Source organism: Bacteroides sp. 1_1_14 (assembly GCF_000162515.1).
Lineage (GTDB): Bacteria > Bacteroidota > Bacteroidia > Bacteroidales > Bacteroidaceae > Bacteroides > Bacteroides thetaiotaomicron.
Map to the genome: position 1 here is coordinate 98,827 of NZ_GG774711.1, position 24,824 is coordinate 123,650.

The following is a 24,824-nucleotide window of genomic DNA, read 5'->3' on the forward strand; positions in this document are numbered from 1 at the left end:
TTGTTGATAGTCTGCATGAAGAATGCGGACTATATCTGTGATATTTATATATTTCTGTATAATATTTCTACAAATACTCTTCTTTTTCTTCAATTAATCCGATTTTAAGTCATTATTAATTCGTTTTTGTGGTATTTATTAAGGGATGCCCCTTTACTTTGCTGAAAAATATTTTTGGGCAGACTTAATAACATAACATGAAAAATAAAAGAATAACATGGTAAAAAGGTTTGATTGGTTGTTGGTGTGTTTATTGTTTTCAATAGGGGTGATGGCACAATCCGGCGGGAAACAGTATAATTCTTACAAGGGATTGGTCATGGCAGGTTATCAGGGGTGGTTCAACACCCCTGGTGACGGCTCGGGCCGTGGTTGGCATCATTATAATGGGCGCAATGGGTTTCGTCCGGGGTCATGTTCGGTGGACCTTTGGCCGGAAGTATCGGAGTATAAGAAGCTCTATAAGACTGAATTTTCCTTTGCTGATGGTAAACCAGCTTATGTTTTTTCTTCTCATGATGAATCTACGGTAGATGTACATTTTAAATGGATGCAGGAGTATGGACTGGACGGAGTATTTATGCAGCGTTTTATCACGGAAATACGGAACGAAAGCGGATTGAAACATTTTAATAAGGTGTTGAATTCAGCGATGAAATCTGCCAATAAATACGAACGGGCTATCTGTGTGATGTACGACCTGAGCGGCATGCAACCGGGAGAAGAACAGTTGTTGCTGAAAGACATAGCAGAAATAGCAGAGCGCTATTCTTTAAAAGACCATGCAAAGAACCCCTCTTATCTGTATCACAACGGTAAACCGCTGGTTACGGTTTGGGGAGTCGGATTTAATGATAATCGTCGCTATGGACTGAAAGAAGCCGCTCATATTATTGACGGCTTGAAGTCACAGGGATTCAGTGTGATGCTTGGAGTACCTACGCAGTGGCGGACACTGAATGGGGACACAGAATCAGATCCCCGTCTGCATGAGCTTATCCGAAAATGTGATATCATGATGCCTTGGTTTGTAGGGCGTTATAATGAAAACGACTTATCCCAAGTATCAGAAACTGGTGGAAGAAGATATTCAGTGGGCAAAGAAGAATCAGGTAGATTATGCTCCACTGGTTTTCCCCGGTTTCTCATGGGGAAATCTGAAGGGGAAAGATCATAATTCGTTTATTCCCCGCAATAAAGGTTCTTTCCTTTGGACACAATTGATGGGAGCCATTCGGGCGGGTGCTGAAATGATCTACGTGGCTATGTTTGATGAAATAGATGAAGGGACGGCCATCTTTAAATGTGCAAAGAAGGTGCCCGTAGGTAAAAGTACATTTGTGCCCCTTGAAGAAGGCGTGGAAAGCGATCATTATTTGAAATTGGTGGGAGAAGCCACAAAGATTTTAAGAAAGGAGAAAGCTGTGGTATTTAGTACAAAGTTGGATACGAAAAGTCCGAACCCTTTTATCCGGCATATGTATACCGCTGACCCGTCAGCGCATGTCTGGAAAGATGGCAGATTGTATGTGTACGCTTCTCATGACATTGCTCCTCCGCGTGGATGTGACTTGATGGACCGCTATCATGTATTCTCGACTAATGATATGATTAACTGGACGGATCATGGAGAAATCCTGAGTTCCGACCAGGTGCCGTGGGGACGGAAAGAAGGAGGTTTTATGTGGGCTCCGGATTGTGCTTACAGAAACGGCACCTACTATTTCTACTTCCCTCATCCCAGCGAAACAGACTGGAATGATAGCTGGAAGATCGGTGTAGCTACCAGTGACAAGCCTGCGGAAGGATTCAAAGTACAGGGATATATTGAGGGAATGGACCCGATGATCGATCCTTGTGTATTTGTGGACGATGACGGACAGGCCTATATCTACAATGGTGGCGGTGGCACCTGCAAAGGTGGCAAACTGAAAGATAATATGATAGAACTGGATGGCCCCATGCGGACTATGGAGGGACTCTCAGACTTCCACGAAGCGACTTGGATACATAAGTATAACGGAAAATATTACTTGTCTTATTCTGATAATCACGACGACGGAGAAAAACATAACCGAATGTGTTATGCCATCAGTGATTCACCTCTGGGGCCTTGGGAATACAAGGGTATTTATATGGAACCCACCGATAGTTATACCAATCACGGCTCTATTGTCGAATTCAAGGGGCAATGGTATTCTTTCTATCACAACAGTGCATTGTCCGGTCATGATTGGCTGCGCTCTATCTGTGTGGACAAACTGTACTACAATCCGGACGGCACTATAAAAATGGTGAAGCAGACTAAATAACAGATAGATCGATACACAGGCAATTAATAAATAGAATCCTTATAATAGTTGAAAAACGAATATAGCATGAAAAACAAAATGAAATGGATATTGGCAGTAGGATTATTGTCATGTTCGGTAGCAATGGCACAGCAACAGAGTGATATATTATCGGTATCTGCTTCTGCAAATGCAGAAAATGCTGCTTTAGCCTTTGACAGGAATGTAAAAACGATGTGGACAATCCCTTCTCAGGCACTAAAGGCTGAACAATGGCTGATGTTTACCATTCAGCAGCCCGGAGATGTTTGTGAACTGGACCTTCAGATGCAGGGTATCAATAAGAATGAACTGAAAGAAGTACTGGATATCTTTGTCACTTATGACCCCATGAATCTGGGAACTCCCGTGAACTACCGGATCGAAGGGAGCGACAAACAGATGAAAGTCAAATTCACTCCTAAATACGGTGCACACGTCAAGCTGAATTTTAAGCCGGGAAAGCTGGATAAGCCTTTCTCTCTGAAAGAAATTTCAGTTCTTGTGGCAGAAAAGGTATTGACGGACAGTCAGGGAAAAGTAACTGACCGTCGGTATATGGACGCGTCACTGCCGGTAGAAGAACGGGTGGAAAGTTTGTTGGCAGTGATGACTCCGGAGGATAAAATGGAACTGATCCGTGAAGGATGGGGTATTCCCGGTATTCCTCATTTGTACGTGCCTCCTATCACAAAGGTAGAAGCGGTGCATGGTTTCTCTTATGGTAGCGGTGCTACTATCTTCCCCCAGGCTTTGGCGATGGGAGCTACCTGGAACAGGAAGCTGACGGAAGAAGTGGCTATGGTGATCGGAGACGAGACAGTGGCTGCCAATACCAAACAGGCATGGTCGCCGGTGTTGGACGTTGCACAGGATGCACGTTGGGGGCGCTGTGAAGAAACCTTTGGAGAAGACCCTGTATTGGTGTCACAAATAGGAGGTGCATGGATCAAAGGATACCAGTCCAGAGGATTGTTTACTACTCCCAAGCATTTCGGCGGACATGGTGCCCCGTTGGGCGGACGTGATTCACATGATATAGGCTTGTCCGAACGTGAAATGCGCGAGATTCATCTGGTTCCGTTCCGTCATGCGATCCGTAATTATGACTGCCAGTCTTTGATGATGGCCTATTCCGACTATATGGGAGTTCCGGTTGCCAAGAGCAAAGAACTGCTGCAACAGATATTGCGTCAGGAATGGGGATTCAATGGATTCATTGTCAGTGACTGTGGCGCTATCGGAAATCTGACAGCCCGTAAACATTACACGGCAAAAGATAAGATTGAAGCTGCCAATCAGGCATTGGCTGCCGGCATTGCGACCAATTGCGGTGATACTTACAATAATAAAGAAGTGATTCAGGCGGCAAAAGACGGTCGTATCAATATGGAAGATCTGGACAATGTATGCCGTACGATGCTGGGTACGATGTTCCGCAACGAACTCTTTGAAAAGAATCCTTGCAAACCACTGGACTGGAAGAAAATATATCCGGGATGGAACTCGGACAGCCATAAGGAAATGGCACGTCAGGCGGCACGTGAATCAATTGTAATGCTGGAAAACAAAGAGAATCTTCTTCCTTTGTCAAAGACACTGTGTACGATTGCGGTACTGGGTCCCGGTGCAGATGACCTGCAGCCGGGCGATTACACTCCGAAATTGCTTCCGGGACAACTGAAATCGGTATTGACAGGTATCAAAGGCGCAGTGGGCAAGCAGACCAAAGTTCTTTATGAACAGGGATGTGACTTTACCAATCCGGACGAAACCAATATTCCGAAAGCTGTGAAGGCGGCTTCCCAATCAGATGTCGTGATTATGGTACTGGGTGACTGCTCTACCAGTGAAGCGACCAATGATGTCCGTAAGACATGTGGAGAAAATAATGACTGGGCGACTTTAATCCTTCCGGGCAAACAGCAGGAATTGCTGGAAGCAGTCTGCGCAACCGGAAAGCCGGTGATACTGATTCTTCAGGCAGGCCGTCCTTATGATATTCTGAAAGCATCCGAAATGTGCAAGGCTATCTTGGTAAACTGGTTGCCGGGACAAGAAGGTGGTCCGGCTATGGCAGATGTACTGTTTGGTGATTACAATCCTGCCGGTCGCCTGCCGATGACATTCCCGCGTCACGTAGGACAACTTCCTTTGTATTATAACTTCAAGACTTCAGGACGCCGTTACGAATATGTAGATATGGAATATTATCCTCTTTACCGTTTCGGATTCGGACTTAGCTACACTTCATTCGAATATTCTAATCTGAAGATACAGGAAAAGGCGAATGGCAATGTGGAAGTTCAGGCTACAGTGAAGAACGTAGGAAGCCGTGCGGGTGATGAAGTCGCTCAGCTATATGTGACGGATATGTATGCCAGTGTGAAAACCCGTGTTATGGAATTGAAAGACTTTGCCCGTATTCATTTGCAGCCGGGAGAATCGAAGACTGTTTCGTTTGAAATGACTCCGTATGATATTTCATTGCTCAATGACCGGATGGACAGAGTCGTGGAAAAAGGAGAGTTCAAAATCATGGTAGGCGGAATGAGTCCCGATTACGTAGCTAAAAATGAGATCAAACATAGTGTAGGCTATAGTGATAACAAGAAAGGTGTCATGGGAATGCTTAATTATACACATGAGTTTGGTGCCAATTTCGATCTTACTGTGTCCAAGATAGAAGAGAACCTTGTCAAGAACCAGAAGACAGTGTGGGTGAGTGTGAAAAATACAGGTACGTTGATGGATATCGGTAAGGTGGAAATGTTTGTGGATGGTAAGAAGGTGGGAGATGCCATTCATTATGAACTGGGAGCGGGCGAAGAAAAACTGATTCCGTTCAAGCTGGCAAAAGAGAATAAGCAGCCTGTAGCGTTTACGACCAAATACAAGATGGTATCTATGTAATACTAATTTGTTTCCCTAACTTTTAATACAATGAAACGACTTCTTTTCATATCATGGATATTCTTGTTGTCCGTAAGCTTTGGGCTGACAAAGGTGAAAGCCGATATACGGATGCCGCTGATCTTCGGTGATCACATGGTATTGCAGCAAGACACAAAGATTGCCATCTTTGGATGGGCTGATGCCGGAGAAACCGTAGAGGTAGTCTTTGCCGGACAGAAAGTGAAAACGACTGCTGACACTGACGGAACATGGAAAGTGAACCTGAAACCGATAAAAACGAAGAAAGAGGGTCAGCTCCTGACAATTGCCGGTAAGAACAAACTTGTCTACTCGGATGTGTTGGTAGGCGATGTATGGGTTGCTTCCGGACAATCGAATATGGAATGGGGAATAAAGGTAAGAAAAGAATATGCTGACGATATAGCCGCTTCGGAAGATCCTTTGCTGCGTTTGTTCTTTGTTCCCAAGAATACGTCGTTGCAGCCATTGACCGATATTGAAGTTCCTCAGGGAACATCTAACCCCGAACGGGCTGCCAGATGGGTGCTTTGTACACCGGAAATGTTGGCTAAGATCAATGGACAGGGCTTTTCGGCAACAGCATATTACTTTGCACGTGATATGCGTGCTGCAAACGGACGCCCGTTGGGAGTTATCCAGTCTGCATGGGGAGGTACACGTGCAGAAGCCTGGACCAGCCTTTCCGGATTGAAACAGGAACCGGCTTTGGCTCACTATGTAGCTGCGTATGAGAAGAATGTGAAAGATAATCCGGAAATACTCGCCACTTATCCACAGAAGCAGAAAGAATTTGATGAAGCGGTAAGGGAATGGGATAAAACGGTAGGAAAAGAATGGAATCAGGCACAAAAAGAATGGGCGATAGCTGTGCAGGCGGCACAAGCAGATGGAAAGCCGGCTCCGCCCAAACCGCAGCCCAGAGTTCCCCGTCCACCCAATCCGCGTAAACCGAATGGGGGAAATAACGGTCCGTCCAATCTGTTTAACGCAATGATTTCTCCTTTAATCCCTTTGAGTATAAAGGGAGTCATCTGGTATCAGGGAGAATTTAACTCCGGCGGCTCTGGAAAAGAATATGCTACCTTGTTCTCCCGGATGATTACGGATTGGAGAGAGAAATGGGGAATCGGTGATTTTCCTTTTGTATATGTGCAGCTTCCAATTTCGAACCGGTAGATCCCGAACCGTCCGTTGAAGGAAACGGCTGGCGCTGGGTACGGGAAGGACAGCTGAAGGCCTTGAATCTGCCCAACACGGCAATGGCTGTGACAATCGATGTAGGAGATCCTTTCGATTTGCATCCGGTAGATAAATATGATGTCGGACACCGGCTGGCTCTTGCTGCCCGGAAACTGGCATACGGAGAGAAAATTGTCGGCATGGGGCCTCTTTATAAAAAGATGTCTGTGAAAGGAAATAAGATCATTCTGGAGTTTACCAATCAGGGTAAAAAGTTGGTGATGGGAACTTCTCCGTACATCCCGGCAGGAAAACCGCCTCATCCGAAACCGACGAAGCTGACAGGCTTCGGCATTGCAGGAGCGGACCGTAAGTTTGTATGGGCAGATGCGGTGATTGAAGGAAATAAGGTGATTGTGTCCAGCAGTGAAGTGGCTGTACCTCTTGCCGTACGTTACGGATTTTCCAATAGCCCCCGTTGTAACCTGTACAATGAGAAAGGCTTGCCGGCATCTCCTTTCCGCACGGACAGCTGGGATAAATGATGGGGGAGAGTACGGGGCTTACCATGTTTGTTATTAAATAGGATAGAAAAATGATCATGATGAAAAGGTATAAAAAGATTTTGTTGACAGGTGTGTTGTCAGCCTTGTCTTGTTCGTTCGTTCACGCACAGGAGCTATACAAGAATGAAAATGCGCCTGTACATGAACGGGTTATGGATTTGATTTCCCGTTTGACGGTGGAAGAGAAGATCAGTTTGCTTCGTGCCACTTCTCCCGGCATTCCCCGTTTGGGTATCGATAAGTACTATCATGGCAATGAAGCATTGCATGGAGTAGTACGTCCCGGACGTTTCACCGTATTTCCACAAGCCATCGGACTGGCAGCTACCTGGAATCCGGAGTTGCAGAAAAGGGTCGCTACAGTAATCTCGGATGAGGCACGTGCCCGTTGGAACGAGCTGGATCAGGGAAGAGAACAGAAAGAACAATTCAGCGATGTGCTGACTTTCTGGTCGCCTACTGTGAACATGGCACGTGACCCGCGTTGGGGACGGACACCGGAAACGTATGGAGAAGACCCTTTCCTGAGTGGAATAATGGGAACAGCCTTTGTGAACGGACTGCAAGGAGATGATCCGCATTACCTGAAAATCGTTTCTACTCCCAAGCATTTTGCCGCCAACAACGAAGAGCATAATCGCTTTGTCTGCAATCCACAGATATCGGAGAAACAATTGCGTGAATATTACTTTCCTGCTTTCGAAATGTGTGTGAAGGAAGGAAAAGCCGCTTCCATCATGTCCGCCTATAATGCGCTGAATGATGTGCCCTGTACGCTGAATTCGTGGCTGCTGCAAAAGGTGTTGCGTCAAGACTGGGGATTTCAGGGATATGTCGTTTCCGATTGTGGCGGACCTGCCTTGCTGGTCAATGCCCATAAATATGTAAAGACGAAGGAGGCGGCTGCCACTTTATCTATCAAGGCGGGACTCGACCTTGAATGCGGTGACGATGTGTATGACGGCCCCTTATTGAATGCTTACAAACAATATATGGTATCGGATGCCGATATTGACTCCGCCGCCTGTCATGTGCTGACGGCCCGCATGAAACTGGGACTTTTTGATAGCGGGGAGCGAAATCCGTATACTAAAATCTCTCCGTCAGTGATCGGTTCGAAAGAACATCAGCAGATAGCTCTGGACGCTGCCCGCCAATGTATCGTTTTACTGAAGAATCAGAAAAACAGACTTCCGCTGAATGCTGACAAACTGAAATCAATCGCAGTAGTCGGCATCAATGCCGGCAAATGTGAATTTGGCGATTACAGCGGCGCTCCGGTAGTAGAACCAGTTTCCATACTACAAGGTATCAGAAACAGGGTGGGCGATCGGGTGAAAGTCGTCTATGCTCCCTGGAAATCGGCTGCCGATGGGCTGGAACTTATTCAGGGAGAGAACTTCCCGGAAGGACTGCAAGCTGAGTATTTTGACAATACCCGCCTCGAAGGCACCCCGAGAGTGCGTAAAGAGAGTTGGATCAACTTTGAACCTGCCAATCAGGCTCCCGATCCGTTCCTGCCCAAATCTCCGTTGTCTGTCCGTTGGACGGGAAAGTTGAAACCGACCGTTTCCGGTCGCTATACTTTCAGCTTTACATCCGATGACGGTTGCCGCCTGAGCATTGATAATCAGATGCTGATTGATGCGTGGCAGGCACATGCCGTATCTACGGATTCCGCTTCCATTTATCTCGAAGCGGGAAAAGAATACCAGTTGAAAGCGGAATATTATGATAACCGGGATTATGCCATTGCAAAGTTGCAATGGAAAGTTCCGCAGATAGGCAAGGCAACTCGTCTCGATTTGTACGGAGAAGCCGGGAAAGCGGTTCGCGAATGTGAAACGGTAGTTGCTGTGATGGGTATCAATAAATCGATAGAGCGTGAAGGACAGGACCGGTATGATATTCAGCTTCCGGCAGATCAGAGAGAGTTTCTGCAGGAAATCTATAAAGTGAATCCCAACATAATTGTTGTTTTGGTAGCAGGCAGTTCATTGGCTGTTAACTGGATGGACGAGCATGTTCCTGCCATTGTGAATGCCTGGTATCCGGGTGAACAGGGAGGAACCGCCGTTGCCGAAGTATTGTTCGGTGATTATAATCCTGCCGGACGTCTGCCGCTCACCTACTACAAGTCTTTGGATGAACTGCCTCCGTTTGATGATTATGATATAACCAAAGGGCGTACTTATAAATATTTCAAAGGAGATGTCCTTTATCCGTTCGGCTATGGTCTGAGTTACTCTTCTTTTACATACAGCGATCTGCAAGTAAAAGACGGGGGCGATGAAGTCACCGTTTCATTCCGGTTAAAAAATACCGGTAAGAGAAATGGCGATGAGGTTGCTCAGGTTTATGTGCGGATACCGGAGACCGGAGGAATTGTTCCTTTGAAAGAATTGAAGGGATTCCGTCGTGTTCCTTTGAAATCGGGAGAAAGCCGTCGGGTAGAGATTAAGTTGGACAAAGAGCAACTTCGCTATTGGGATGTAGAAAAAGGACAGTTTGTAGTACCGAAAGGGGCATTTGACGTTATGGTTGGTGCTTCTTCCAAAGATATTCGTCTGCAAACAGTCATTGATTTATAGACTTTATTTAAATTTGAACCAGAAAGAAGATTAAGATTACATTCACTGAGGTAATGCCTTCTGATTGCACAGTCTGTGCCACCCTATTGGCACAGTTGTGCCACCGCACTGGCACTGTTATGCCAAGCCTTTGGCACAGTTGTGCCAATAGGGTGGCACAAGCGTGACACAGTATGGGGCAATCTTAAGACATTACTTCTTAAAATTTAGTATTATGAGAAACAAGTATTTGCGTTTTGCAGATGTATTATTTCTACTTAGCTTTGTGGCAGGAACTACGATGATGGCTTGCTCCGAACAGCCTTATCAGCCGACCTTGAAGGCAACTTATAATAAGCCTGCCAAAAACTGGGAAAGTGAAGCCCTGCCCATCGGTAATGGTTATATGGGAGCCATGATTTTTGGTGACGTCTACGTAGATGTCATCCAGACAAACGAACATACTTTGTGGTCGGGAGGCCCCGGTGAAGATCCGTCTTACAATGGAGGACATCTGAGAACTCCGGAAGTGAACAAGGATTATCTCCACAAGGCGCGGGTGATGTTGCAACAGAAGATGAACGACTTTACGGCAAACCGTTCTGCATATATAGATGAAAATGGAAAGCTGATTACCCATAACTACGATGGAGACGGTGACGGCACAGAATTGCGGAATCTGATTGATAATCTGGCAGGAACAAAGGAGCATTTCGGTTCTTTCCAGACATTGAGCAATATCATTGTAGAAACTGTCAATCCTCCCATTCCCGTCTTGATAAAAGAAGCAGTGCAGACCAATTATGACAATACAAAGAATCAAAGTCAGTCGATAGGCAGCCTTTTCGATCAGAGCACTACCAGCAAATGGTTTGCCGATAACGATCGGTTCTCTGGTGCGGGAAGCCTGCCATGCGTTATCAAGTGGGCATATACCCATGCTCCCAAGGCTGTTTCCTATAGTCTGACCTCGGCCAATGATATGCCGGGCAGAGATCCGAAATCATGGAAACTCTACGGTTCGACAGACGGAAAATCATACGACTTGCTGGATCAGCAGTCCGGCACTTTTTGGGGGGATGATAAGGACGGAAAGGGGAGCCGCAATAAGACCCTGTCTTTTCCTTTGAAGGCGGACAAGTACACCTTCTTCAAACTCGAAATCACAGAATTAATCGATAACAAACAGAAACCCCAATTGGCGGAACTCTCGATAGATGCTTCTACCGAACTGCCTTATTCCGACTATACCCGTACGCTCGATATAGATAATGCGATTCATACGGTGATGTATAAGGAGAATGGAATCACCTTTAAGCGCGAATACTTTATGAGTTATCCGGATAATGTAATGGTGATGCGTCTCACCTCAGATTCGAAGAAGGGAAAACTTTCACGCATCATTTCTCTTGAATCGCTGCATACCGATAAAACCATTACGGCAGACAGTCATACCATTACCATGACGGGATATCCGACTCCGGTCAGCGGAGACAAGCGGATAGGGGATGCCTGGAAGAATGGACTGAAATATGCGCAGCAACTGGTCGTGAAGAATAAAGGAGGAAAGGTTTCGGTAGTGGACGGAACGAAGCTGAAAGTAGAGGATGCCGATGAAATAATCGTTCTGATGTCTGCCGCCACAAACTATGTACAGTGCATGGACGACTCCTACAATTATTTCTCTCAAGAAGATCCGTTGGAAAAAGTGCAGGCTACGCTGCATAAAGTAGCTGATAAGAAGTACACGGCTCTGTTGGCTACCCACCAGAAAGACTATCATTCGTTATACGACAGAATGCGACTGAATCTCGGTAACTTGCCGGAGGCACCCGTTGCTCCTACGGACAGTTTGCTGAAAGGTATGGACGAGAATACCAACTCGGAACAGGAAAACCAGTATCTTGAAATGCTGTATTTCCAGTTCGGCCGTTATCTTTTGATATCTTCTTCACGAGAAGGTTCTTTGCCCGCCAACTTGCAAGGAGTATGGGGTGAAAGACTTTCCAATCCGTGGAATGCCGATTACCATACGAATATCAATATACAGATGAATTATTGGCCGACACAGTCTACCAATCTGAGTCCGTGTCATCTGCCTATGGTAGAGTATGTCAGAAGTCTGGTGCCTCGTGGAAAGTATACAGCGCAACAATATTATTGCAAACCCGATGGTGGCAATGTTCGCGGCTGGGTGACGCATCATGAGAATAATATCTGGGGCAATACGGCACCAGCCAAGAAAAGCACGCCTCATCATTTTCCGGCAGGGGCAATATGGATGTGTCAGGATATTTGGGAGTATTATCAGTTCAACCTTGATAAAGACTTCTTGAAAAAGTATTATGATACAATGCTCGATGCTGTTCTTTTCTGGGTAGACAATCTTTGGACAGACGAACGCGACGGTACACTGGTAGCAAATCCGTCTCACTCTCCCGAACATGGCGAGTTCTCACTGGGCTGTTCAACTTCGCAGGCTATGATTTGTGAAATGTTCGACATGATGATCAAAGCCAGCAAAGAACTGGGAAGGGACAAAGACCCTGAAATCATAGAGATAGCAACAGCTATGAGCAAACTCTCCGGACCGAAAATCGGTTTGGGCGGGCAGTTTATGGAATGGAAAGATGAAGTGACGAAGGATGTTACCGGAGATGGTGGGCACCGGCATACGAATCATCTTTTCTGGTTGCATCCGGGTTCGCAGATTGTAATCGGAAGAAGCGAACAGGACGATAAATATGCAGATGCCATGAAAGTGACGCTGAATACACGCGGCGACGAAGGAACCGGGTGGAGCAAAGCATGGAAACTGAACTTTTGGGCACGTCTGCATGACGGCAATCGTTCTCATAAACTGTTGAGAAGTGCCATGAAACTGACTGTTCCCGGAAGCCATGTAGGCGGTGTATATACTAATTTGTTTGATGCGCATCCGCCTTTCCAGATTGATGGAAACTTTGGTTGTACGGCTGGTATCGCAGAAATGCTGCTGCAAAGTCAGGGCGGATATATCGAACTGCTTCCTGCTTTGCCCGATGCGTGGAAAGATGGCTCATTCAAAGGAATGAAAGCGAGAGGAAACTTTGAAGTAGACGCGGCATGGACTGACGGGAAGATAACAGCTGTAGAGATTCTTTCTAATTCCGGTGCGGAATGTGTGATTAAATATCCGAATGCAAAGGAGCTGAAAGTTTCCGGAGCAAAGGTAAAGGTATTTGCTGATGATCAAATCTCTTTTGCTACTGTGAAGGGTAAAACGTATATTATTAAAAACGTATCTTCTTTATAAAGAGAAAACTAAGTGTATAAGGAGGTAATGTAGTCTGTCCAGAGACAACTATTAACGACTGAAACCAAAAGGCAATTGATTCGCAATGAATCAGTTGCCTTTTGGTTTGAATCTATGTTCAATAGAATAAAAAAGATGTGAATAGTTTGGATAAGGCTTGTTCTTGGGTTTGATTAAAAGTCGAAACTATCTTCATTGAGGTTGACTAAAAAAGCGGTAGTATCTACAATGGAGGTGACTAAAAGTCGGTTCTCAATGAAGACACTAAGAATTCTACTGAATTGGGAAGTTTTTATTATTTCTTATCTTTTGTGAATTAACTCAGGGATTGCAATTGTAAGAACATCTTTGCTAATTACTTCGATTATAATCAAAAACAAAACTGCCCGTCTCCTCTAATGGGAAGACGGGCAGGAAGAATGGAAAAACTCCACTCAATGATATTAATTACATACCTATTTCAATAATTCATTCACCATGTTTACCAGCAGTTTACCTGCTATCGGATCAGTGGTTGCCTTTTCTGTACATAGAGTTGAAACGAGAGACTTTCCTTTATTGTCGGCTATCTGTAGCAGTGTCAGTCCGCGCATAGATTCGATACGTGCGATACGTTCCTCCGGCTTACCACCGTCGATATAAGCATGGATCTTCATTTGGGCGGCGAGTTCCTTCACATTCTCGTGGCGGATAGCTTTCAATGTAGCGGTGCAAGCTAGTGGAATTTCACGCTTGTTGTTATTGAAATAGCGTAATTCCAGTGCACCGATTCCATCGAATACAGGGGCATCATTCCGTTCCATCACCACGATGTCTCCCTCAGTGGGAATAATCCATCCGGTGATATATTCGGGATAGACTTTTTGTGCTGCCTCTTTGCTGTTCAGGAAGAGAATCCGACCGCCTTTTGACTGATATTCACGCAGTAATCTTGCTTCTTCATCGGTACATTCTTTCAAGCCCGATATAATGCAGAGATTAGCTTTTTGCTTGGCATTCAGTAGTTCCTTGATAGACGGTACTGTCTGGCAGGCGATGTCCAGGAAGTCAAGGGTAACTTTCATATGATCTTTATCCAGTAAAAGAATCTTCTTGCTGGCAGTTACTTGACCGATATTCCATTCCTTGCGTGCCACTAATAATCCGTATTCATTCTGGGATAAAGTGACTCCGCTTTCGGTGAGAGTGAGTTTCAGTTTTACATTAACCTTGTCTGCCGGTAAATTGGAAGGCATATGGATGTTCGGTTCGATGTATTTACGACCATAATATTCCACTGCCGGAAATTGTTCCGTGCCGGAAGCCAGTACCTTATTGGTTTCGTCTACAATGCTCCATGCCAGTGACGTAGGCTTTAAGTCACGTCCTTCTTCATTATCATTTACTACATAGATACGTGTATGTAACTTCTCACCTGCATAAAGATTGCGTCCCCACAGTTCCGCACTGACAAGTACGGGCTGCATAGCACGTTGCATAGCGTAGTAAGTGGGATACGGTTGTATATTCTGGTGATCATAGCATTGGCGGAACCAAGTCATATAGGCAAAGTGCATGATGCCCGAAGCCTGTTCGTTGGTGCGACGGAGGGTTTCGGCCAACTCTCCCGTGATGAACGATTGTGTATTAAGGAAACTGGCGGGATCTCCCCAGTCATATGCTTCATATCCAATTAATGAATAGGGATTCTGATGGATCAGCTGATAAGAGCGGGTCGGATGACCGGTTTCAGCATTCGGATAACCTGTACTCATTTCCTGGCTGATCAACGGGCGTCCGGGACTCTTGAATTGTTTCTGGAATTCTCCGTTGAAGAAGCGGAATACCGAATAGTCATACCAATTATAGTAGGCATGGTTGTCATCAATATCTCCGTCATCAACTGTTTTCAGAAAGTTATCACCAAAGCGTTTGCTGGCTTTGTTGTGTAGGTAGTTGGAGTCGAAGCATACTGGGCGCGTAGGGTCGGTCTTTCTCATATCTTTCACCACATCGGATACGATGCGGAATTTTTGCTTGGCACGTTCCGTGTCGGCATCCAGATCGTAGAATTTCATTTCATTGTTCACAGTCCAGAAGAATACGGAAGGATGATTTCTGTACTTTTTCATCACACGCAGCCATTCACTGCTCCAAAGATCCAGCACACCTTTGTCCGGTATCGGGGTGGAGTGTATCATGAGCCACGACCAAGTACCCTCAAAGCTGATAGCGATACCGTTGCGGTCTGCTGCCGACACCCAAAGTTCGTTCCAGGGGGTGGTATGTGTTCGGGTAGACTGTACATTACCTTCTTTCATCAATTTCATGAACTTGTCTGCAAGGAGCGAATCATTGGGACAGAGAGCGAAAGGAATATGGTTACCTCCACGCAGCCAATATTTGCGGCCGTTCAGATAAAGGAATCCATCTTTGCTTTCAAACGTGCGGAACCCCGAAGTTACGGTGATGCAGTCCGTCACTTTGTTTTTCCTTCCGTCAGGCTCACGCGAAAATCATAAAGATTAGGAGTGGCAGGTTCCCAAAGTTTGGGTTTCAGCCCTTTGATATCACAGGTAAATGTTTCTTGTGCGCTTGTCGCTAATGAGAGTTTGCTACGTACAGGTGCACCGTACAACGTTTCCCCTGTCTGTTTATCTATAATATCTATGCGGATATCGAAGTTTTTCTTTTTGGGCGCATGATTTTTGATGGTGACATCTATTGATGCACCGTCCAGAGCCGGCTTGATAAAGATATCTTCTACTTTAAGCGGGTTGCTGACAATGAGTTTCACCGGTTGCCATATACCGGCAGGGTTATCACCATAGAATCCATGAGGGATGTCTGTCAATACGGCTTTGTTGGCCTGCTGGTCGTTCTGGTTATCCTCTACTTCCTTGCGTACTGATGAATAGTAGTTTTCCATGGCGTCACTGGTTTGTGCGGCTTTTCCGTTGATGTCACGTGTCACTTTTACTGCGATCAGGTTGCGTCCCGGACGCAGGAATCGGGTGGCATCTACTTGGAAATCACCGAACATACCGATGTTGGAACCAGCCGCTTCGCCATTAATATACACTTCCGCCATTTTGGATACGGCGTCGAATGAAAGAGTCAGCTGTTTTCCCTTCACGTCGGCTGGCAGTTCCAACCATTGGCGATACCAGGCAGCACCGGTTTTCCGGTAGTTGAACGTATAGTTCTCGCATCGGTCGGTTTCTTGTTGGTAGTAGGTGTCCGATACCCCTTTATGTTGTGGCCCGGTGGGTGATGGCATGGTTTCTCCGTGCAGCCAGATGCGGATAGGGTTCCAGAAAGCGGGAACGGGCATTATATGCCAGTCGTTGTCGTTTGTCTGGATGGAGATGGCCTTTGTCTTATCGTTTAGTTGGTAGTCGGGCATGAACAGCCAGTTTCCGTCCAGTGATAGCTCGGTGCGGTCGGCAGTTAGTTTATCCAGTTTGACGGAGGTGTATTGCGCCCGTTCTTCGCTGCGTTTCTTCTCCTTTTCCTGTGTGGTGAGTGCCATGCGATACTCCTCAACTCTGACACCTTTGAGAGCGTCTTCTGCCAATGGGGTGACAGTGAGGTCATCAAATTCCGTATCTATCCATCCGCCTCCCAGTGCTACTTCACCGGTGGGAGCCAGATTGCTGTTTTTATCTTCCAAATCAATATGAGGAAGCTTTTCGTCGTTTACAAAAACCCGGATACGGTTACCGCATACTTCCACTTTCACTTTGTACCACTCTCCCGGCACGGGGTGAAAGCCCAGCGGACGGACTCCCATGAATTCGTCTGTACCCATATATCCGGTACGCATCAGGTAGAGATCGTCTTGCAACCCGCCTTTGATACCTACCACATAACGGTCAAAGCGGTTATGTGTACGGAAGCCTGCCCATATCTGTACCTGTTCGGCGTCTTTCGGGGCACGTGCCTTGAAAGACAGGGTATAATCTTTCCACTCAGGATTGCCGAAGAGGGCATAAGCGCTGCGCGAATGAAATACTCCATCGTTCACCCGACAGACACCACGTCCCACAGTATTCAGTGGTTGGGAGGCATTGGAGAAATCATTGCTCCATACGGTTTGATCTTGGGCTTGCGTTGTCAGACCGGACAGGCTACAGGCGCAAGCTAAAAATACTTTGCTAATTTGATTCATGATATGATTTTGTAGTTTAAAAGTTCATTGTATTTAAAATTATGATTTGGCAAAGACTGCAATTCACAGTTTGATCACGAAAAATGATGTGGCAAATATAGAGACAGGTAGTTAAGTGAGAGCTTAATTTTCGCTTAATTGACTATTAAATATCCCTTAAATGCGGAATTTATGCAAATAATCACGGGAGCGCTTTGAAAATCTACCAGGAATAACGCCATTGTAATACTAAAAATCCACATCTTATATAATCGGATAAGTTACTAATTGGATATCTCCTGATTTGTGTTATGTTTGTATAGTATTTGCCTTATTCCCCTTTTTAGCCTTTCTACTTGAAATATTCTTCTTTTTGCAGGAAATGAATGTTCATTTGGATAAATAAATAGGGTATGGACAGCATATTATAGGATATAAAACTTCCCCCTTTTCCCGAAATTAATACCTAAGATTGCGAAAAATTATAAGAAGATAGTATTAGTTTTAAAATTAATTAGAAATTAATCAGAGTTTAATCGTATTTTATAAAAAATCTTAAGCAGGCTCTTGTTACTTTGCATCAGAACTCAAAAATAACCTTAAATATTAAGTTTGTTCAGTCGACGCTTTCTTAAATAATAGATAAAAAGGGTGTTTTCGAGGTGTAACAAATAGCAAATGTATAATATAAAAAAGAGACCGTGAAAAATTATTTGAAAATCACGATGGGGCTTGTATTAGCTTCCATGATTGTTAGCTGTTCTGATGAGGACAATACTATTGTTCCTGATACTAATCCGGACCCGGTTATACCGACAGAAGGGACGTTCATACTTCCTGCTCCTGCGGTAGAGAGTAACATTCCCGAACATAATTTCCTGATGGGTGCATTGTTCAGCTTCCAGAAGAATCTCCGCAATGGAGAAGATGCTGCCAGTGGCGGGACAAGTTCTACAACCTTTTATAATAAGCCGCTTTTCGAAGTGAAGTCTTTTGGAGCTACGGAAACAGAGTGGTGGGATAATCTGGTGGAAGAGATGGTGTATAGTGGTTTGGATTATGTAGCTCCCAATTGCCGCGGACGCTTGCCGAAGGCCGACACTGATCCTGCTTATGACAGAGATCATGGTGATCCTACCCGTATCAAAGATTTCATTGCTGCTTTACAGCGCCGGAATGAAGAAAATCTGAAGATTGCCATCTTCGATGACTGTCCGGCTTCTTGGGCGGCTGCCCGCAATTTTGATTTGTACCAGACTTATGCTACATTCATTAATGCCGAAACTCAGCAAAACAAGGGACTGACCGATGAAGAGGTGATGTATCCGCTGGACAATTTGGACGATATATATAAGTATATATGGGACTACAATATAAAACTGGCCTTCGATAACTTTTATGGCAAGAATAAAGCCAATAACAAGTATCTTCTTCGCATAGACGGCAAACCTGTCCTGTTTTTGTGGAGCATCAATGGTTTCCTTAATGTAGACTATGCTGCATTGGGCAACAAGAAAATAGACTGTAAGGGTAAATTAAAGACTATTCTGAACAAGATTCATGCTGACTTCAAGTCGGCTTATGGCGAAGATCTCTTTATTTGTGCCGACAGAGCCTTTCAGGACCGTGATAAAGAGGTGGACGAATCAGTCGTAGAATCACTGAACGATTGGTTTATTGCTGCTGAGCAGGCTCCCACCCGTAGTTCCTGGACGGTACGTACCTTCAATGGAAAAACTGTAGGTGTGGCTGTTCCGGCTTTCTATACCAATGATAAATCGGGTACCCGTATGTTTTTTGATGCAGATCACGGCAAACGTTTGACGGATGCTTTGGACGATATGGTTGCGAAGAGTGCTGATCTGGTCTTCCTGGAAGGTTTTACCGATATGGCCGAGAATGCTGCTTATTGGAGAAGTACCGACAACATTTACTATGACTTCCCCAATCAGCGTCTGAACATTCTCCGTAAATACAGTAGCAGCCGGGCATGGGCCGAATCATTCCGTGTAGAAATGGAGGCCTGCGATTACTTCTTCGATGTATCTGCTAAGAATAGCGGTAATCAATACCGTACCGGAAGTCTGGATGTTGCCAAAATAGCCGGTGTGGCTCCGGATAAGAACACCGAATGGTACGTCACCAGCACAGAGGCGGGTGAGTGGATGGAATGGAAAGAACTGCCTTATGCTGCCGGAGATATTACAGTCAAGGTATGTTATGCTGCCAAAGAAGATGCTAAAATCCGTTTTGACTTTGGCGAAGGCACGAAAAGAAGACAAGGTCCTGTCGTAGAACTTCCTGCTACCGGAGGCGAATGGGTTACTGTCGACGCTTTCACCATGAAGAGCGATGTGAACGGCTGGCGCCGTACCGTGCTGAACATTGTGGCGGGCAAACCTGATTTGAACTACTTCACCATCACTGTAGAAAAATGAAAAGAACAAATTTATTAATTATAAACTTAAGCTAATATGGAGAAACTTTATCTGAAAAGAAGCTGGAGGATAGGGACGTGCCTGATGGTATTGCTCACGTTCTTCGCACTTTCACTTTCGGCGCAAAACCGAAAGGTCACTGGAGTCGTTGTTGACGAGTTTGGTGATCCGCTTCCAGGTGCTAATATTACGGTGGTTGGAAACCAAAACTTAGCTACTGCGACAAATATGGAGGGACAATTTACCTTGAACAATGTGCCGAAAGATGCTATTCTGAATGTAAGATTCATAGGCTATGCTGTAAAGACTATCAGACTGGCTACCTTGAAAAACAATGATCTGCTGCGCATCGTTCTAAGTGAGGATGTCAAAGAACTGAACGATGTCGTGGTTACGGCATTGGGTATCAGCCGTGAATCCAAATCGTTGGGATATGCCCGTCAGTCCATTGACACGGAATCTTTGCTGGATACACGTGACCCGAACTTATTGAATAGCCTGAGCGGTAAAGTTTCGGGCGTTAATTTTATCTCGAATGGCGGTCCGTTGTCTTCTACCCGTGTAGAAATTCGTGGTAACAACTCCTTGACCGGAAATAACCAGCCGTTGTACGTAATTGACGGTGTGCCCATCATGAACCCGATGGGAGAAGATGGAGACCTGGACTACGGTAATCCTGCTTCAGCTATCAGCCCGGACGATATTGAATCAATCGAAGTTTTGAAAGGTGCCAATGCGGCTGCCTTGTATGGATCTGATGCTGCCAATGGCGTTATTCTGATCACTACCCGTAAGGCTACAAAGAAATCCGGACTCGGTGTTTCTTATGGCTACAATATGCAGTTTACTTTCTTGCGTGAATTTCCTGCCTATCAGAATGTTTATGGTTCGGCCAGCCTTCCGGCTGTCGGTGTGGGTGACGGATTCAACTATTATGGTTCCAACTCAAAGAACGGTTATGCTTATGACCCCAGCCTGCCTTATGGTATTTTTGTATTTAACTGGGCGAATCCGAATCAACGCTCATGGGGGTTGCCGATGTTAGGCTTTGACCTGGTGGGACGTAATAATCAGATACGTTCTTATGTACCTAATAAGGATGGTATCACGGATATGTACGAAATGGGTGTAGCCATGACTCATAGTGTTTCGGTCAATAAAGTGTTTAATGGAGCAGGTATCCGTTTCAACTATACGGGTATCGACTACGACGGAATGCTGAAGAACTTCGATAACATGAAGCGTCACACATTTGACCTGCGTGTGAATATGGATCTGGCTAAATGGCTGTCCAGTGAAATCTCCGTTAACTATCAGCTGGAAACAGCCGATAACCGTGATTATAAAGGTGACAGTAACCGTAACCCGATGCGTGCCATCATGAATATGCCGCGTGACGTTGTTATGGAGGAATTACTGCCGTGGAAGCGCGAGACAGGTGAAGCCTTCACGCGTGGTAACGGATTCTACAATCCTTACTGGCTGCTGAACGAAATCAGCAATGGTGACGGCCGTAATAACTTCCGTGGTAACCTGACTCTTAATATCAAACCGATTCAGGGAATGAATATCCGTTTGCGTGCCAGTGTAGAAAAGGCAAACAAGAACGGTTGGAAGTTCGATAATTATTATACCATGTGGGATATCGATGGACAGTACGAAACTTTCCGTGAGGCCTCCAACAACTACAACTATGAAGGAGTTATTTCTTATAACCGCAATATCAAGAAGGTCAGCCTCAGTGCTAACTTGGGTACTTCCATGCAAAAGAATGACTGGTATAAACTCTGGAATCAGGTTTCTCAATTGGCAGCTCCGGATGTGAAGTCATTGTCCAACAATGCCTCAATATTGAGTGGGACGGAAAGTGTGAACGCGAAAGAGAAGCAGTCCGTATTCGGTATGTTGTCTTTGGGATATCATGGTTTGTTTGTAGACGGAACTTTCCGTAATGACTGGTCAAGTTCTTTGCCGAAAGCCAACAATTCTTACTTCTATGCCTCCGGTAGTGCCAGTGCCGTGTTGACGGAAATCTTCCCCAAACTGAAGAGCAAGACATTCTCATTCGCCAAGTTGCGTGGTTCTATTGCCCGCGTGGGTAACGATGCCGGTTTCGACCGTTTGATTAACAGTTACAGTTACGGAGGATTGTTCCGTAATGACATGGCGTGGTTCCAGGGTGACGCCGTACGCAAGAATCCGAACTTGAAACCGGAAACAACCATCTCAAAAGAAATCGGTGCGGAAGTTCGTTTGCTGGACGGACGCCTGACAGCAGATGTTACTTACTATGACAAATACACTCGTGATCAGATTGTCGAGTCGGAACTTTCTTATTTATCCAATTACCAGCGTGTAATCATCAACTCCGGTAAAATCTCCAATAAGGGTTGGGAAATCTCCGTGAGCGGTGTGCCGGTGAAGGTGAAGAACTTCGAGTGGAAAACCATTTTCAACTGGTCAAAGAACAATTCCATGGTAGAATCATTGCCCGAAGGTATCGACAAGATACAGATTGGTAGCGGTGTGTACAACGTGAAGTCTTATGCGGAAGTAGGCAAGCCCTACGGTGCTATCTATGCGAAGACATTTAAACGCGATGCCGAAGGATACATCCTTTGTCAGCTCGACGGGTCGCCGAAAGAAGGACAGGACTATGAATATTTAGGCTGTGTACAGGCTGACTGGCGAGGTGGCTGGAACAACGTGTTCCGTTTGGGTAATTTCTCCTTCTCTGTCATGTTCGACTTCCAGAAGGGTGGTAAGTTCTTCTCTCAGACATCCATCCAGAGTTCTGTAGACGGACAATCCGTCAAATCATTGGAAGGTCGTGACGCGGATTTCTTCTCCAGAAAGATTTTGGGTGAGTCGGACGAAGAACGATATGGCTTCATGCGTCCTCAGAACGCCAACACACCGACTGCAAACGGACAGATTTATCCTGACTGGGGACGTCCTAAAGGGGTAGTTCTTCCTAACTGCCGTTATGACGAAGACGTAGAAGGGCTGGCTGGACAACAAGTATTGGGTTATTGTACCCCCGAACGCTATTGGATGCACTATACCTCTCGTGATATTTCCCGTTTCATCTACGATGCTTCTTATGTGAAGTTGCGTGAAATCACTGTCAGCTACGATTTACCGAAAAAATGGCTGAGAAAGACTCCGTTCCAGACATTCCGTGTGGCGGCTGTCGGACGAAACATTGCTACCTTGTTTGCCAATACACCGCACGGGCTTGATCCGCAGGCAACGAGTACAACAGGAAATGCACAAGGTTTCGAACGTGGTTTCAACCTGCCTTCCGCAACCTATGGATTTGATATTAAAGTTTCTTTTTAAATTCGTAAAGCATGAAATTGAAAAACAAAATATTACCGTTACTCCTGCTGGCATCGACTGCCGTGGGGTGTACGGACGGTTTCGAAACCATCAACTCGGACCCGAACAAATTGTATGAGGTAAATCTGCAGAGTATTTTCCCCGGTACGGTTTACAAAACAATGAATGCGATCAGTGAATTGAATAATAACCGTATGTGGAGTTATTCACGTTACATTACTAACGTCGCTTTCCAGACACCGTGGAACGAAAGGGGAGACGGATTCTACCGTAAGTTTTATGTAGAGATTCTGCGCGACCTGGAAGAGCTGGCAAAAGCATACGATGATGGCTCTTTGCCTAACAGTCTGGCTGTTGTAAAGACATGGAAAGCATTCACTTACTACCAGTTACTGTCACTCTATGGTCCGGTCGGACTAAGCCATGCCGGTATGGACGGAGGAACGGACAAGCGTATCTTTGATTATGATTCGGAAGCCGATGCTTACTATTCCATTTTGGGTTGGCTGGATCAGGCAGTCGATGAGTTCGACGAATCATCCACTGATAAGATTCTGAAAGACCCTGTTTATAACGGAGATGTGCAGAAATGGCGTAAACTGGCTAATACATTACGCCTGGAGATAGCCATGAATATCCAGAACATCAGCGAAGAGAAAGCACGCGAATATGCTGCGAAATCTATGGGACATGAAGAATGGCTGTTCAGCTCTCTGGACGATGCGTTTGCTCCCAAATATGGAACGGTGATCGACAAAGACTGTTCCTGGTATTACACTCGTTTGTATAAAGAAGAAATTCAGACGAAAGCAAACTGGGGGCTGATCCCTTCCATGAACGAATATTTCGCCATTTACCTGTTCTCATACAACGATCCGCGTATGGAGACTTACTTTGACGGCTCCAACGTTTATTGGCCGGAACGCCAGCCTTATCGTATGACGGATGTGCTGACTCGTTCACACGACTGTGATGTGAGCGGTTGTTCTGCCAGCGATCAGCAGGAACACCTGCAATGGATGATAGATGGATATGAAGTGCGTGATTCATTGCGTGTACGTTACTCTATTCCATACGTTCCTACACCGGACAATCCGGGCGCCCGTACACCGTTCGGCTGGAGAAGACCGATCGACCCGACCGACCCGAACGGTACAAGAGAAATCCCTGATCCATTGTCAATGAACGAAGACAACAGATGCTACATCAACCCGAGATATTATGCAATGGACGCTACGATGCCTTTGCTGCGCTGGGCAGATGCTTGTTTCCTCTGCGCTGAGGCGAAAGTGAAGTTCGACTTGGGATCCAAGGATGCACAGACCTATTATGAAGAAGGCATCCGTGCTTCGTTCGAAGAGAACGGCTTGTCTGCTTCTGCTGCTGCCTATATGGCTCAGGAAGGAATCGCCTGGGGAACCAGTCATAAAGGATTCTATGATACCCGTAAACTGATGACTGCCGACATCAACGGAGCAGACGGTAAGGATGGACAACTGGAGCAAATCTACAAACAACGCTGGTTTGCCGACTTCCTGGATGGTATGTCTGCCTGGCGTATGGAACGCCGCACACGTGCATTGAACCTTCCGCCTCTGTTCCTGAACGGATCTCAGGCTTATGAAGAAGGCGGAAATATGTACTACGGCTGGCCCGAACGCCTTTACTTCCCGGATGCGGAACGTCAGACAAATGCAGAGGCTTATTACAGAGCTATCGATTTGTTACAGAAGAATAGTCCGAAACCTAATGCTGCTCGTTGGGGAGACAATATCTTCACGATGCTTCAGTTCGCAAAACCTGTACCTAACCAGGAAGAGATGATAGCCGGATGGGAAAACAGCGATTATGTACAGTTCAACATGGATTTCCAAGCCAAGAAGTATGGACAGACCTATGAAGAGTTCTTGAAGAATGCCCGTGAGCTGACCGGTATCAAGGAGGCTGAAGAGGCTTTGGACAAGGCTTACAACTTCTTGATAGAAGCTACACTTTTAGTTTATAAGGTAGAAAAGTAGTAATTAAGTAATGACTGAAA

At 45.6% G+C, this 24,824-nt stretch carries 10 protein-coding genes and 1 pseudogene; 10 read left to right on the plus strand and 1 reads right to left on the minus strand.

Going from position 1 to position 24,824, the window contains the following annotated elements:
- The first annotated feature begins 217 nt into the window (after positions 1-217).
- The 7 genes from HMPREF9007_RS27865 (at position 218) to HMPREF9007_RS03770 (ending at position 12,877) form a co-directional block, all read left to right on the plus strand.
- Positions 218-1,177, plus strand: a complete 960-nt coding sequence (locus HMPREF9007_RS27865) for a glycoside hydrolase family 71/99-like protein (RefSeq protein WP_277754706.1) — start codon at positions 218-220, stop codon at positions 1,175-1,177.
- Between the two features lie 226 nt (positions 1,178-1,403).
- A complete protein-coding gene (locus tag HMPREF9007_RS27870) occupies positions 1,404-2,312 on the plus strand; it encodes a family 43 glycosylhydrolase (RefSeq protein WP_032850723.1) in 909 nt (302 codons plus the stop codon).
- 66 nt (positions 2,313-2,378) lie between these two features.
- Entirely contained in the window at positions 2,379-5,243 is a 2,865-nt protein-coding gene (locus HMPREF9007_RS03785) for a glycoside hydrolase family 3 N-terminal domain-containing protein (RefSeq protein WP_032850707.1), read from the plus strand.
- A 30-nt stretch (positions 5,244-5,273) separates the two neighbouring features.
- Complete coding sequence (locus HMPREF9007_RS03780) at positions 5,274-6,443, plus strand: sialate O-acetylesterase (protein ID WP_277754707.1); 1,170 nt, start codon at positions 5,274-5,276, stop codon at positions 6,441-6,443.
- An 83-nt stretch (positions 6,444-6,526) separates the two neighbouring features.
- The gene (locus HMPREF9007_RS27875; protein ID WP_277754708.1) at positions 6,527-6,991 is read left to right on the plus strand and encodes a hypothetical protein; all 465 of its coding nucleotides are present in this window, start codon (positions 6,527-6,529) and stop codon (positions 6,989-6,991) included.
- A 50-nt stretch (positions 6,992-7,041) separates the two neighbouring features.
- The gene (locus HMPREF9007_RS03775) at positions 7,042-9,603 is read left to right on the plus strand and encodes a glycoside hydrolase family 3 C-terminal domain-containing protein (protein ID WP_008763269.1); all 2,562 of its coding nucleotides are present in this window, start codon (positions 7,042-7,044) and stop codon (positions 9,601-9,603) included.
- A gap of 214 nt (positions 9,604-9,817) precedes the next feature.
- On the plus strand, positions 9,818-12,877 hold the full coding sequence (locus HMPREF9007_RS03770) for a glycoside hydrolase family 95 protein (protein ID WP_032850708.1): 3,060 nt from the start codon (positions 9,818-9,820) through the stop codon (positions 12,875-12,877).
- A gap of 455 nt (positions 12,878-13,332) precedes the next feature.
- Here the strand turns inward: HMPREF9007_RS03770 and HMPREF9007_RS03765 are convergent.
- Positions 13,333-17,027 (minus strand): annotated as a pseudogene (locus tag HMPREF9007_RS03765) (sugar-binding domain-containing protein).
- A 680-nt stretch (positions 17,028-17,707) separates the two neighbouring features.
- On the opposite strand from HMPREF9007_RS03765, the gene HMPREF9007_RS03760 reads away from it, so the two are divergent.
- Genes HMPREF9007_RS03760 through HMPREF9007_RS03750 form a run of 3 tightly spaced genes read left to right on the plus strand, consistent with a single transcriptional unit; the run spans position 17,708 to position 24,804 of the window.
- On the plus strand, positions 17,708-19,444 hold the full coding sequence (locus HMPREF9007_RS03760; protein WP_008763271.1) for a DUF5010 domain-containing protein: 1,737 nt from the start codon (positions 17,708-17,710) through the stop codon (positions 19,442-19,444).
- A 36-nt stretch (positions 19,445-19,480) separates the two neighbouring features.
- Positions 19,481-22,786, plus strand: a complete 3,306-nt coding sequence (locus HMPREF9007_RS03755) for a TonB-dependent receptor (protein WP_008767769.1) — start codon at positions 19,481-19,483, stop codon at positions 22,784-22,786.
- Between the two features lie 11 nt (positions 22,787-22,797).
- Positions 22,798-24,804 (plus strand): SusD/RagB family nutrient-binding outer membrane lipoprotein, encoded by a 2,007-nt coding sequence (locus HMPREF9007_RS03750; protein ID WP_008767770.1) that lies wholly within the window; start codon positions 22,798-22,800, stop codon positions 24,802-24,804.
- The last annotated feature ends 20 nt before the right edge of the window (positions 24,805-24,824 follow it).